Origin of the sequence: Parerythrobacter aurantius, assembly GCF_045291475.1 — a bacterium.
GTDB classification, from domain to species: domain Bacteria; phylum Pseudomonadota; class Alphaproteobacteria; order Sphingomonadales; family Sphingomonadaceae; genus Parerythrobacter; species Parerythrobacter aurantius.
The window spans coordinates 696,114-709,090 of sequence record NZ_CP147985.1; the positions used below are offsets into that span (position 1 = coordinate 696,114).

The 12,977-nt window shown below is 64.3% G+C and carries 14 protein-coding genes; 7 read left to right on the forward strand and 7 right to left on the reverse strand.

What is annotated here, in order from left to right; all coding sequences use genetic code 11:
* Positions 1–4: 4 nt before the first annotated feature.
* Together ubiB and WAB17_RS03500 are read right to left on the reverse strand one after the other, a co-directional pair.
* Positions 5–1,561 carry a 2-polyprenylphenol 6-hydroxylase gene (gene ubiB / locus WAB17_RS03495; protein ID WP_435418644.1) on the reverse strand — a complete coding sequence of 519 codons (1,557 nt, stop codon included), beginning with the start codon at positions 1,559–1,561 and terminating at the stop codon, positions 5–7.
* Positions 1,562–1,571: 10 nt separating this feature from the next.
* A complete protein-coding gene (locus tag WAB17_RS03500; protein ID WP_435418645.1) occupies positions 1,572–2,303 on the reverse strand; it encodes a class I SAM-dependent methyltransferase in 732 nt (243 codons plus the stop codon).
* Positions 2,304–2,362: 59 nt separating this feature from the next.
* Between WAB17_RS03500 and mutM the strand changes: the two genes are divergently transcribed.
* From mutM to WAB17_RS03520, 4 genes are all read left to right on the forward strand, one after another.
* Complete coding sequence (gene mutM, locus WAB17_RS03505) at positions 2,363–3,178, forward strand: bifunctional DNA-formamidopyrimidine glycosylase/DNA-(apurinic or apyrimidinic site) lyase (RefSeq protein WP_435418646.1); 816 nt, start codon at positions 2,363–2,365, stop codon at positions 3,176–3,178.
* A 127-nt stretch (positions 3,179–3,305) separates the two neighbouring features.
* Positions 3,306–3,566 (forward strand): 30S ribosomal protein S20, encoded by a 261-nt coding sequence (rpsT, locus tag WAB17_RS03510; RefSeq protein ID WP_435418647.1) that lies wholly within the window; start codon positions 3,306–3,308, stop codon positions 3,564–3,566.
* Between the two features lie 432 nt (positions 3,567–3,998).
* Positions 3,999–5,465, forward strand: a complete 1,467-nt coding sequence (gene dnaA, locus WAB17_RS03515) for a chromosomal replication initiator protein DnaA (protein ID WP_435418648.1) — start codon at positions 3,999–4,001, stop codon at positions 5,463–5,465.
* 96 nt (positions 5,466–5,561) lie between these two features.
* Complete coding sequence (locus WAB17_RS03520) at positions 5,562–6,341, forward strand: HesA/MoeB/ThiF family protein (protein ID WP_435418649.1); 780 nt, start codon at positions 5,562–5,564, stop codon at positions 6,339–6,341.
* On the opposite strand, the gene WAB17_RS03525 is transcribed toward WAB17_RS03520, so the two are convergent.
* Both WAB17_RS03525 and WAB17_RS03530 read right to left on the reverse strand, forming a co-directional pair.
* Positions 6,338–6,676 (reverse strand): GFA family protein, encoded by a 339-nt coding sequence (locus WAB17_RS03525; RefSeq protein WP_435418650.1) that lies wholly within the window; start codon positions 6,674–6,676, stop codon positions 6,338–6,340. The two genes, WAB17_RS03520 and WAB17_RS03525, sit on opposite strands and share 4 nt — an antisense overlap.
* On the reverse strand, positions 6,673–7,374 hold the full coding sequence (locus tag WAB17_RS03530; RefSeq protein ID WP_435418651.1) for an NAD-dependent deacylase: 702 nt from the start codon (positions 7,372–7,374) through the stop codon (positions 6,673–6,675). Before WAB17_RS03530 ends, WAB17_RS03525 begins: the two co-directional genes overlap by 4 nt.
* A 35-nt stretch (positions 7,375–7,409) precedes the next feature.
* On the opposite strand from WAB17_RS03530, the gene dapB reads away from it, so the two are divergent.
* Genes dapB through nth form a run of 3 tightly spaced genes read left to right on the forward strand, consistent with a single transcriptional unit; the run spans position 7,410 to position 10,038 of the window.
* The gene (dapB, locus tag WAB17_RS03535) at positions 7,410–8,156 is read left to right on the forward strand and encodes a 4-hydroxy-tetrahydrodipicolinate reductase (protein ID WP_435418652.1); all 747 of its coding nucleotides are present in this window, start codon (positions 7,410–7,412) and stop codon (positions 8,154–8,156) included.
* Positions 8,157–8,209: 53 nt separating this feature from the next.
* The gene (locus WAB17_RS03540; RefSeq protein WP_435418653.1) at positions 8,210–9,391 is read left to right on the forward strand and encodes a M48 family metallopeptidase; all 1,182 of its coding nucleotides are present in this window, start codon (positions 8,210–8,212) and stop codon (positions 9,389–9,391) included.
* Positions 9,388–10,038: an endonuclease III gene (gene nth / locus WAB17_RS03545; RefSeq protein WP_435418654.1), complete on the forward strand. Its 651-nt coding sequence runs from the start codon at positions 9,388–9,390 to the stop codon at positions 10,036–10,038. Before WAB17_RS03540 ends, nth begins: the two co-directional genes overlap by 4 nt.
* Positions 10,039–10,047: 9 nt before the next feature.
* On the opposite strand, the gene WAB17_RS03550 is transcribed toward nth, so the two are convergent.
* The 3 genes from WAB17_RS03550 to WAB17_RS03560 form a co-directional block, all read right to left on the reverse strand.
* Positions 10,048–10,227, reverse strand: a complete 180-nt coding sequence (locus WAB17_RS03550; protein ID WP_435418655.1) for a hypothetical protein — start codon at positions 10,225–10,227, stop codon at positions 10,048–10,050.
* A gap of 125 nt (positions 10,228–10,352) precedes the next feature.
* Complete coding sequence (locus WAB17_RS03555; RefSeq protein WP_435418656.1) at positions 10,353–11,447, reverse strand: redoxin domain-containing protein; 1,095 nt, start codon at positions 11,445–11,447, stop codon at positions 10,353–10,355.
* Between the two features lie 169 nt (positions 11,448–11,616).
* Positions 11,617–12,966: a dicarboxylate/amino acid:cation symporter gene (locus tag WAB17_RS03560; RefSeq protein WP_435418657.1), complete on the reverse strand. Its 1,350-nt coding sequence runs from the start codon at positions 12,964–12,966 to the stop codon at positions 11,617–11,619.
* Positions 12,967–12,977 lie beyond the last annotated feature (11 nt).

A 12,977-nucleotide genomic window follows, 5' to 3' on the forward strand; every position in this document is an offset into this window, starting at 1 on the left:
CGGGTCAACCGATCCAGCCCAGCGCCAAGGCCGCTGCCACGGCCCCTGCGCCGATCGCGGCGCTGAGAGCATAGCCCAGCCAGCCGCGTCCTTCCCGCTGGCGGCGTTCCCACACCAGCTCGATTTCGGGCAGCGGCGGCTGTTCGGGGGCACCGCCCTTGGGCGGGTACCGCTCCTCGATCCGGCGCACGAGGTCCGGCAAGCCGATCAAGGTCTCGATGTTGCGCTTGACGCTGTCGGCCAGCGCCGCCTCCGGCCCCAGTTCGTCGCGGATCCAGCTGCGGACATAGGGCGCGCTGACATCCCACATGTTGATTTGCGGATTGAGCTGGGTGGCGATGCCTTCGACCATGACCATGGTCTTCTGCAGCAGCAGAAGATGCGGCTGGGTCTGCATGTCGAAATCGCGGGTGATGGCGAACAGCCCGTCGAGCATCTGCCCGACCGAAAGCTCACTCACCGGCTTGCCGCGCATCGGTTCGCCCACCGCCCGCAGTGCCGTCGCGAATTCGCCGACAGAGTGGTAGCTCGGCACATATTGCGCCTCGAAATGGATTTCCGCGACACGCTGATAATTGCCGGTCGTCAGGCCATAGAGGATTTCGGCCAGCCACTGCCTCGCGCGGCGGTCGATCCGGCCCATGATGCCGAAGTCGATCGCAACGATGGTGCCGTCGGCTTCGACGAACAGATTGCCCTGGTGCATGTCGGCGTGAAAGAATCCGCCGCTGATCGCCTGGGTCAGGAAAGCGAGCACCAGCCGCTCGGCCAGTTCTTCGAGGTTGTGCCCCGCCGCGCGAAGTTCGTCGCGCTTGGAAATCTTGATGCCATCGACCCACTCGACCGTCATGACCTTGCCGTTGGTGCGGTCCCAGTCGACTGCGGGAATGCGATAGCCTTCGAACCCGCGCATCTTTTCGGCGAGTTCGCTGGCGGAGGCGGCCTCGCGCCGCAGGTCGAGCTCCGAGTTGCTCCAGCGTTTGAAGTTGGCGATGGTCAGCCGTGGGCGCAGCCGGGCCGCTTCGCCGCCCATCGCCTCGACATGGGCGGCCGCCCATTCGTAGGTCTGGATGTCGCGGGCGAATTTCTCGCGAATGCCGGGGCGCAGCACCTTCAATGCGACTGTCCGCCCGTCACTGGTCACGGCCTTGTGCACTTGCGCAATGGATGCCGCGCCAACCGGCACGGGATCGATGCTCTGGAACAGCGTATCGAGCGGCTGGGCGAAGGTCGCCGCCACGGCCGGTTCGATCTCCGAAAACGGGATCGGCGGCAGGTCGTCCTGCAGGGTCAGCAGGTTGTGCGCCGCCTCGTCGCCTACCAGGTCGGGCCGGGTCGCCAGCGACTGGCCGAGCTTGATCGCCGCCGGCCCGATATCGCGAAACGCACCGGCATAGTCGGGGACGACAGGCACACGCGCGCCTAGCCGCGCGATGCGGGCCATCCGCTTGACCGGCGGCGGTGTGTTCGGATCGTTTTCGATTCCGCGCAGCGCCCCGTGCCGCGCGGCGGTGCGGCCCCATTTGAGGAGGCGCCAGATATGGGTGGCAGGCCGTGTCATAGGTTCGGAATCAAATTTTCCAGCCCGAATGGATATTGACTGCCCCGCCGAGGATCTTCTCGACGCGCGTGTTGGCAAAACCCGCCGCCTTGATCATCGCCTCGAACTCGGGCGGCTTGGGGAAGCGGCGGATCGATTCGGCGAGATAGCGATAGCTGTCCTCATCATCGGCGATCGCCTTGCCGATCTTGGGCATCAGCCGGTGCGAGTAGAGATCGTAGATTTCCTTGAAGCCCGGCCATTCGGTGGTCGAGAACTCCATGCAGTAAAACCGGCCGCCATGCCGCAGCACCCGGTGCGCCTCGCGCAGGGCCTTATCGATATGGGTCACGTTCCGGATCCCGAAGACGATCGTGTAGGCGTCGAACTGTCGGTCGATATAGTCGAGCTGCTCGGCATTCTGGCAGCTCCACACAAGGCCGGTAATGCCCCGTTCCATGGCACGTTCCACGCCGACATCGAGCATGTCCTGGTTGATGTCGGCAACGGTCACTTCCGCGCCACGCTCCGCCATGCGGAAGGCGATGTCGCCGGTGCCGCCTGCCATGTCGAGGATCGCCTCGCCCGGCTGCGGCTTGACTCGCCGAACGAAACGGTCCTTCCACAACCGGTGCATTCCGCCCGACATCGCATCATTCATGATGTCGTACTTGGCCGCAACGCTGGAGAAAACCGCGCCGACGCGCTGGGTCTTCTCCTCGGGGGCCACGTCTTCGTAGCCGAAAGATACCGTTTCAGTCATTCTGCGCGCGCCTTAGAAGGAATTGCCCCACCGGCAAAGGGTGTTATCGGGGCCGGGACATGCCCGAACTTCCCGAAGTCGAAACAACGGTGCGCGGCCTCGCGCGGTTCCTCGACGGCCAGCAGATAATGCGGGCCCGCATCAATCGGCCCGACATGCGCTTTCCTTTTCCCGACGGTCTGGGCCAAGCGCTGACCGGGGCGACGGTGTCCGGCCTCGCCCGGCGTGCGAAATACGGACTGATCCACACCGACCGGGCACAGACGCTGGTCTTCCATCTCGGCATGAGCGGGCGCTGGCGAATCGATCCGGACGAGGACGACCGGCACGACCATTTCGTCATAGAGACCGCCAGCCATCGCTTCGCGCTCAACGATCCGCGTCGCTTCGGCTGGATCGACCTCATCGCCACCGACACGCTTCACGAATGGCCAAGCTTCGCTGCCATGGGTCCGGAGCCGCTGGGAGACGCGCTGAGCGTCGAACACCTGCGCACCGCGCTTCATGGTCGCAAGCAGGCGATCAAGTTGTGCCTACTCGATCAGCGGATCGTCGCCGGGCTAGGCAACATATATGTCTGCGAGGCGCTTCATATCGCCCGCATCGACCCGCGGAAGGCGGGCGGCGCAGTTTCTCGCCAGGCGCTGGCGCGACTGGTTCCGGCGATCCGGGCTGTGCTGGAGCAATCGATCAGCGACGGCGGCTCCTCTTTGCGCGATTATGCCCGGCCCGATGGCGAACTTGGCTATTTCGCCACGCGGTTCCAGGTCTATGGCCGGGAAAACCAGCCCTGCCTGCGGGGGGACGGGGGCGTGATACGCCGCTTCACACAGGGTGGCCGCAGCACCTGGTTCTGCCCGCGCTGCCAGAGGTAGGTTCTTACTTGACGATTCGGCGCTTGCCGCCTAAGTGCGCCGCTTTCCGGCGGCCCCGCTGCCGTTTCCGAAACACATTACGAGCTAGCATCCGGTCGCAACGGGCGGCCGAGCAACAAGGACGAACATGGCCAATACGCCGCAAGCCAAGAAGCGCATCCGTCGCAACACCCGCCGTGCCGAAGTCAATGGCGCGCGCATCAGCCGCATCCGTTCCTTCGTCAAGAAGGTGGAGGCCGCTTGCGAAGCCGGTGACAAGACCGCTGCCGCCGAAGCGCTCAAGGCCGCACAGCCGGAAATGGCCCGCGGCGTCGCCCGCGGCGTGCTGCACAAGAACACTGCCTCGCGCAAGTTCTCGCGCCTGACCAAGCGAGTCGCCGCACTTTAAGGCGCGGGCCCTGGCCCAAAAATTCGATTGAAACGACGCGGGGCGACGCATTGGGCGGCGCCCCGTTTTCGTTGCGTCATTGATCTGACACCTGCGAGACATCGTAAGTCTTGGTTTTCCGGCGATTCGCACCATATGCGAACATAAATCTACATAAAATCATCGGCTTATATGCATCCCTGCGGGTTAGCGCGTGTCAAACGAATTATTTCAGAAAAATTACCTCATCCACACTTGAACAGAATCGCGCTGTCCGTTTTATAGGGGGTCCGCGCCGCGGGACGGGACAGACCGGGGCAAGCACAAAGGAAGCCGAACAAAGGCACGCCGGGAACAGCGTTTCCGGTGAAGGGCAAAGCATTGCCCTGGCCCGACGGATCGGTTGGGGATACCAGTCCGGTGGGGGAAGCCGGCGAAAAAGGGCGGAAAGTGATGGGACAGGAATTCAGCCGTTCGGGGACGGCCAAGAAAACAACGAAAGAAGACCTGATGGAAGATCTCGAAGCAGTGAACCTGGCCGCCGATTGGGCAGACATCAGCCAGGGCCTGCGCAAGGATCTGGGGCACCAGTTGCACAGCCAGTGGATCAAGCCGATCCAGCTCGGCGGGTTCAACGATTCGACCGGTACGCTCGACCTCTACCTCCCGACCGAATTCTCCGCCAACTGGGTGAAGGACCGCTTCGCCGACCGTCTGTCGCTGGCGTGGAAGATTGCCCGCAGCAATATCCGCAACGTCAACATCCAAGTCCATCCGGGGCGCCGCAAGCTGCCCGACATCGCCCTTGGCGAAGGCCGCCGTGCCGCCAATGACGGCGGCAGCCTCGGCATCATGGTCACCGGCGTGGGCATGATGAACGATGCCAATTTCACCTCTTCGGTGGGTCTCGATGCCTCGCTCACCTTCGCCGCCTTCGTGACGGGCGAGACCAACATCCTCGCCTGCAACGCGGCGCAGCGCATGGCGGCGACCGAACAGCCGCAGTTCAGCCCGCTCTACATCAAGGCGGCGACCGGCCAGGGCAAGACGCACCTGCTCCACGCCATCGGCCACCAGTACCTGTCGGCCCACCCGCGCGCGCGCATCTTCTACTGCAGCGCCGAGCGTTTCATGGTCGAATTCGTGCAGGCGCTGAAGGCCGGGCAGATGATCGAGTTCAAGGCCCGGCTGCGCAGTTTCGACCTACTGCTGGTGGACGATATCCAGTTCATCATCGGCAAGGCCAGCGCGCAGGAAGAACTGCTCTACACGATCGATCACCTGCTGGCCGAAGGCAAGCGACTGGTCTTCGCCGCCGACCGCGCCCCGCAGGCGCTGGACGGGGTCGAACCCCGCCTGCTCAGCCGCCTGTCGATGGGGCTCGTGGCCGACATCCAGACCGCGGACATCGAACTGCGCAAGAAGATCCTCGAATCGAAGCTGACCAAGTTCGCCCCGCTCGACGTGCCGGCGGATGTGATCGACTTCCTCGCCCGGACCATTACCCGCAACGTGCGCGAGCTGGTCGGCGGCCTCAACAAGCTGATCGCCTATGCCCAGCTGACCGGGCAGGTGGTATCGCTTCAGCTCGCCGAAGAGCAGCTGACCGATATCCTTTCGGCCAATCGCCGCCGGATCACGATCGACGAAATCCAGCGCACGGTGTGCCAGTTCTACCGTATCGACCGGGCCGAGATGTCGTCCAAGCGCCGCGCCCGGGCCGTGGTTCGTCCGCGCCAGGTGGCGATGTATCTCTCCAAGGTGCTGACCCCGCGCAGCTACCCGGAAATTGGCCGCAAGTTCGGCGGGCGCGATCATTCGACGGTGATCCACGCGGTGCGCCTGATCGAGGACCTGCGCCAGCGCGATGCCGACATGGACGGCGACGTGCGCAGCCTGCTCCGGCAGCTGGAAAGTTAATTCGCACACACTTTCCCCATTGATGCCACATACTGATCGACAGCCCTGTTCACAGGGCTGTCGACAGGCTTTGCACAGCCTGCCAACAGGCTTTCCATGAGCTTGTCCCCCAAACTCGACGATGCGCGCCTCGACCGTTTCGCCCGCCATATCGTCCTGCCCGAAATCGGCGGCGCGGGGCAGGCGGCCTTGGTGGACAAGCACGTCATGCTGGTCGGCCTCGGCGGCATCGGATCGCCTGCGCTGCAATATCTTGCGGCAGCGGGCATCGGCCGGCTGACGCTGGTCGACAGCGACACCGTCGATGCCAGCAACCTCCAGCGCCAGACCCTGTTTGCCGAGCGCGATGTCGGCCACGGCAAGGCGGTGGTTGCGCGCGGCTGGGTGCAGAATTTCGACCGCTCGCTGCGCGTCACTATCAGCGACCGGCGCATCACCGCCGAGAACGCGCACGAGCTGATGGCGAGCGCCGACCTGGTGCTCGACGGGACCGACAATTTCGCCACCCGGCTGGCCGTGTCCGATGCCTGCGTGAAGGCCGGCGTGCCCTTGCTTTCCGCCGCAGTCGGCCGGTTCCAGGGCCAGGTCGCGGCCTTTGCCGGACACTTGCCGGACCAGCCCTGCTACCGCTGCTTCGTAGGCGATGCCTTCGATGCCGAGGATTGCGACACCTGCGCCGAGGACGGCGTGCTCGGCGCGATGGTCGGCTGGGTCGGCACCTTCGCGGCGATGCAGGCGGTGCGCGTGTTGCTTGAAGGCGTGAGCACGCTGGGCGATCCCCAGTGGGGCCGGCTGCAATTGCTCGACGGGCTCAAGCCGGGGATGCGCACCATCGCCATTCCGAAGGACGCAGGCTGCAAGGGTTGCGGCCGTTAGAAGCTTGCTCCATCGACGAAATTGCGCGGCAGGTCTCGCCACACTTCGGGATCGAACATCCGCAGGTTGAGGCCAATTTTTTCGTATTCCGGATCGATCGCCGTCCAATGCGTGGTGCAGCCGCAGGTCCCGCAATGCCAGGTCGTCAGGAAGCCGTCCCCCTGGACATAGCCGACGGTTTCACCCTCGACCGTCACCGTATCCGGTCGGCCATAGTGCCACAGACCTGCGGTACGCCTGCAGATCGAGCAATTGCACTCGCTGACTTCGAGCGGCACGTCGCGCAACTGCAAGCGGATTGCGCCGCAGTGGCAAGAACCCTCATGCACAGTCATCTCAAAACCTCCTCGACCCAACCCGGTACCAACTCCCCCGCCCTACCCTGCCGGCTCTCGTGGAACCAGTGCGAACCTTCGCTCCGCTCCAGATTGAGTTCCAGCGTCCGTACCCCCATCTCTCGCGCGTCGCGCACGAACCCCGCTGCCGGGTAGACCGCGCCTGAGGTACCGATGCTGACGAACAGGTCGGCCTCGCGCAAGGCGCGGTAAATACGGTCCATCTGGTAGGGCATTTCGCCGAACCACACGACATCGGGCCGCAGCATCGGGGCCTGACATACCGGACACGGAGGACGGGATATCATCGGCGCGTCCCACGGGCTGCGCATTTCGCACGAGGTGCACAACGCGCTCTTCAGCTCGCCGTGCATGTGCAGCACGCGGCGCGCGCCGGCCCGTTCGTGCAGGTCGTCGACGTTTTGGGTGACGATAAGCAGTTTGCCCTTCTTCCACTCCCGATCCAGCCTCGCCAGCGCGTCGTGCGCGGGGTTGGGCAAGACCCCGCCCAGCGCCGCACGCCGCATATCGTAAAAGCGCAGCACGAGGCTGGGGTCGCGCGCGAAACCTTCGGGCGTCGCAACATCCTCGACCCGGTGCTGCTCCCACAATCCGCCTGCGGACCGGAATGTGTCGATCCCGCTTTCGGCGGATATCCCGGCCCCTGTAAGGATGACGATGTTGCGTATCTCTGCCATGGTGCCCATCAAGCACGCCCAAGGTGGAGAGAGCAATGGCCCGTATCGGCATCATCGGCAGCGCGGGGCGCATGGGGCAGGCCATTGCCGAGGTCCTGCGCCCCAGCGAGCACACGGCATCGGGCGGTGTGGATGCGGGCGACAATGTCGCGGCCCTCGCCGAAGTCAGCGACGTGCTGGTCGATTTTTCCGCGCCATCCGCTCTCGAAGGCAATCTCCATGCCGCGATCGGTGCGGGCATCCCGATCGTGATCGGGACGACCGGCCTGGCGGAAAGCCACCACACCGACATCGACAATGCCGCTCGCGTCGTCCCTATCCTGCAGACCGGCAACACCTCTCTTGGCGTTACCCTGTTGGCGCACTTGGTAAAGGAAGCCGCCAGCCGCCTCGGCCCCGACTGGGACATCGAGATCGTCGAGATGCACCACAGGATGAAGGTCGATGCCCCCAGCGGCACCGCGCTGCTGCTGGGCGAAGCAGCTGCCGAGGGGCGCGGGATCGATATTTACCAGCACATGGAAAGCGGACGGGGCCATGAGTTCGGGAGTCACACCAGCGCACGGGCCGCGGGTGCCATCGGCTTTGCCGCCTTGCGCGGCGGCACGGTCGCGGGCGAGCACAGCGTCATTCTTGCGGGCGAGCAGGAACGCCTCACCCTGTCGCACAGCGCCGAGAACCGCCTGATCTTCGCCCGTGGCGCTGTGAAGGCGGCGGAATGGCTGATCGGCAAGCCCGCCGGACGCTATACGATGAATGATGTGCTGGGGCTGGACGCTTGACCGGTACTAACTCCTGTGTATTAGGCGCATAATACACAGGGAAAGCATCTGAGATGTCCGAACAACTGACGCCCGCCCAACAAACCGCGCGCTATATCGACAGCCTCGGTCCTGAAGCGCTGGCCAAAGCGGAGGCCTATACCATGGGCAACCACGGGCTGTTGTTCGCTGGGGTCGCAGTGTCGCTGTTGGTGGCGTGGCTAATGGTGCGATTCCGCCTGCTGGACCGGCTGGCCGAGCGGCTGGAGGGTCGCAGATGGTTCCTGGCTACGTTCGCGGTAGCGGCGGCATTCTTCCTCATTTCCGCAGTGCTGGCGCTGCCGTGGGAGGTCTATACCGAATGGTACCGCCAGCGCGCCTATGACCTGTCATCGCAGCCGCTGGGCGACTTCCTCGGGCAGCTTGCCTTGAGCGAGCTGATCTCGGCGGTGCTGGGTGGGCTGTTCCTGACCGGGGTCTATGCCCTCATCCGCCGCACCGGCGAGCGCTGGTGGCTATGGAGCGGTGGGCTTTCCGCTTTGGCCGTGGGGCTGATTTTGCTGGCCGGGCCGAGCCTGATCGACCCGCTGTTCAACGAGTACAAGCCGGTCCCGCCGGGCGAAGTACGCAGCGCGCTCGAGCAGATCGCCGACGACGTCGACATCCCGCATGACCGGATCTTCATGTACGATGGCTCGCGCCAGTCGGAACGGTTCACCGCGAATGTCGCCGGGCTCGGCCCCACCGCGCGGATCGCGATTTCCGATGTCGCGCTCAACGAGGCTTCGCTCGACGAGGTGCGTGCGGTAACCGGGCATGAGGCAGGGCATTACAAGCTAGGCCATATCTGGCGCTATGTGGTGATCTTCCCGCTGATCGCGATGCTGCTGTTTTACCTGCTACACCGGCTGTTCGCGCCAACTGCGCGGCTGCTGGGCAGCACAGCCCGGCTGGACGAGCCGCGCGGCCTGCCGGTGTTCGCGGTGGTGGGTTCGCTGCTCGGCCTGATAGTGACCCCGGTGACCAACAGCCTGACCCGGATCGGCGAGAACGAGGCCGACCAATACTCGCTGGAGACCGTGAACGAGCCGGACGCGCTGGCCACCGCGCTCATCAAGACCGCCGAGTACCGCTACCCGCGCCCGGCCGCGTGGCAGGAAGTGCTGTTCTACACCCATCCCTCGGTCGAAAAGCGCGTGCTGCGAGCGATGGAGTGGAAGGCCAATGCGGCACCGGAGGCGCCCCTGGCCGAATGACCAAGGACCAGATCTTCGAATTCTTCCGGCGGCTGGCGGAGGACAATCCCGCGCCCGAGACCGAGCTGGAATATGGCAATTGCTACCAGCTGGTCGTGGCCGTCGCTTTGTCGGCTCAAGCGACCGATGTCGGGGTCAACAAGGCCACACGGGCGCTGTTCGCCAAGGTCGCAACGCCCGCACAAATGATTGAACTAGGCGAAGATGGACTGAAGGAGCATATCAAGACCATCGGCCTGTTCAATTCCAAGGCCAAGAACGTGATCGCGCTGAGCGAAATCCTGGTCGAGCGGTTTGGCGGGGAGGTTCCCTCAACCCGCGAGGAGCTGGTGACCTTGCCCGGCGTCGGTCGCAAGACCGCCAATGTCGTGCTCAATTGCTGGTTCGGGCAGGAAACCTTCGCGGTCGACACCCATATCTTCCGTGTCGGCAACCGCACCGGCCTCGCCAAGGGCAAGACGCCCGACCATGTCGAGGCGAAGCTGGAAAAGCGCGTCCCCCAGCCCTTTCGCCTGGGCGCTCACCACTGGCTGATCCTGCACGGGCGCTATGTCTGCAAGGCCCGTACGCCTGAGTGCTGGCGCTGCAATGTGGCGGATTTGTGCAGCTTCCGGAAGAAGGTGCTGGAGGTGCCGAAGGGGCGTTGAGCGAAAAGGTCATTCCGAGGGAGTGGCATTTCCAGATAGCTCGGCAGCCTCCAGACGTCCATCGGTGTTCATGTCATACCCGTCGAACATGGTTCTTAACTGGCTGCCATCCTGCAGCGCGAAGGCATTGCCTTTGAAGGCCTGTTCGAACTCCAGGTAGGTGACATAGCCATCCCCATTGTCGTCCATGCGCGTCTCGACGGAGTGTGCGCGCCCGGCATCATCGCGTAAATTCGATGGCCGCGATTCCGCCTCACGCGAGCAGGCAGAGCAACAAAACAAGGCCGCAAGAGCCGTTAACTTGAGCAACATGCTCAACTGAACAGATGCGAGATAAGGTTGTAGCGCACCCCCGCCGTCGTCTCCTCGACCTCGTGCAGCAAGGATGACGAGAACACCATCGCGGTGCCCGCCGGCACCCGGTAACCCCTCGGGCTGAATTCTCTGAAGGCGATCCCGCCTCCTTCGTAGTCGTCGTTGAGGCTCATCGACAGGGCGAAGCGGCGGTGGGCGCCGGGCGGGCTGGTGTTGTCGCGGTGGCCGATAGCGTTGCCCTCGCGCGCGCCGACATAGCGGGCGATGTGCAGGTCCTCACGGCGGGTCACGTCGAAAGAGAGGGCCTTCTTGATCATCGGCACGACTCGGCCGAAAATCCGTTCGTCGAGAAAGGCGAGCGTATTCTGGTCCTTGATAATGAGGTCGACCCGGTCCTGCCGGTCGTATTCATAAACCGGGATGCGGTAATTGCCGGCAACCTCGCCCGGCTGCGGCCGCCGGATCATGAACGGCGTGTCGGTCTCGACCGATTCCACCAGCCGCCCGCATTCCTCCGCCGAGAGGACATTGGGCACGATCAGCACCGGCGCATGGGGCGGGCTCCAGCGCAGTTCCTCGGCGGCCTGGGCGTTGTCCAGCATCTCCATGATCGTCTCCAGTGTCGGGCGGGCGTTGCCGTCGAAATCGAACCATGTGCGAACCTGCCGATAGGGCGTCAGCAGCACCAGGCGGTTGGCGAGGTCGTGCCCCTTGTGCAAGCCGTAGGACGCGAACAGCGCGCCCGAGGCATCGCAGGCGATGGACCAGGGAAAGCCGGTCGCCCGTTTCAGCGCCTTGTTGCGCGCCGCATCGCTCGATGCGCTGATCGCAAGGGCCGCCGCGCCAGCAGCGAGAAAGCGTTCCTCCAGCCCGGCGAGCGCCCGCAGCAGCGCCTCGGCCTGCTCGCTATAGGGATCGCCGAGGAACACCAGCAGCATGGCGCAGCCCGACAGGTGATCGTCGGCAAGGCTGATGGGGCGGCCGTCCTCGTCGCGCGAGGCCACCGGCATCGCCAGCGCACCCGGCCACAGCGGCTGGACATAGGGCGCGAGCGCAGGCGAGGCCAGCTGGTAGGAGGGGCGGGTATCAACCATCGGAGCCTTGCTGTTTCGGTCGAGCCGTCACCCTAAGGGGCTGGTCCCGCTAGCTGAAGGGGAAACTGCCGCCAGCCACCTTCGGACATCGTTCCTCGATACCATCTTGGCCCGGTCGATCTCGCATGTCATCACCCTTTCATCACCGATGTAACTTGTCAGGGCGCATTCAGGCCTGAGCCCCGTCCCGACCACTTTCAACCCCATCCCCCGCCAGTTCCGGCGATAGCGTCGAGATCGTCTGCGCCGCCACCAAGTCGCCCACCACGTTCAGCGTCGTGCGGCACATGTCGAGGAAACGGTCGACGCCCAGGATCAAGCCGATGCCCGCCGGGTCCACGCCTACGCCCACCAGGATCAGCGCGATCACCGGCAGCGAGCCGCCGGGAACGCCCGCGGTGCCGATCCCGGCGAGGATGCAGATCAGCATGACGAAAGCCTGATCCATCAGGCCCAATTCCACGCCGAAGAACTGGGCGAGGAAGAGCACCGTCACCCCTTCAAACATCGCGGTGCCGTTCTGGTTGGCGGTCGCCCCGATGGTGAGGACAAAGCGCGATATGCGGCGGGGCAGCTTCAGCTCGTTTTCCGCCACCCGCAGCGCGGTTGGCAGGGTGGCATTGGAGCTGGCGGTGGAGAATGCCATCACGCTCGCTTCGCGCGTCTCGCGGAAGAACGCGCTCGGGTTCTTATGAGCGATGAATTTCAGGATCATCGGGAAGACGCCGAACATCTGCACCGCCAGCGCCAACAGGACGACCGCCACGAACGCGGCAAGCTTGACCAGGAGGTCCCAGCCGAACTGCGCGGTGAGGTTGAACATGAAGCAGAAGATCGCGATCGGCGCGAGCTGGATGACGAAGCCGATCAGCTTCATCGACACCTCAAACACCCCCTCGATCGCATCCTTCAATGTCTCGGTGCGGCTGGTCTGCACCAACAGCAGCCCGATGCCGAAGAACAGCGCGAAGAACATGACCGCGAGGATGTCGTTGGAGGACATCGCCGCGATGACATTGTTGGGCACGATGGCGATGACCTGGTTGACCCCGGCGTCGCTCTCGGCGCTGGCCTGGACGATGCTGGAGGCCCCCTCGGCGCCCTGCTCCAGCAATTCCTGCGCCGCAACGGGATCGATCCCCGCCCCCGGCTTGATCAGGTTTACCAGCGCCAGCGAAATCACCACCGCGATGGATGAGACGACCACCGTGTAAAGCAGCGTCTTGAGCCCGACCTTGCCGAGCGACTTGACCTCGCCCATCTCGGCGATGCCCACCACCAGCGCGCTGAACAGCAGCGGGATCACCAGCATGAACAGCAGCCGCAGGAACACCTGCCCGATCGGCCCGGTAACATAGGTCACCACGCTTTCGACCCAGGCCGCATCGCGGGCGAAACTGAAAGCCAGCAGGCCGGCAATCAGCCCGGCAACGAAACCGATCAGGATCCGCAGCTGCAGCTTGCCATGATTGGCAGGCGCGCTTTCGGCGGCCATTTCGGCGGCATCCTCGCTGGCCATCTGTGCTTCCC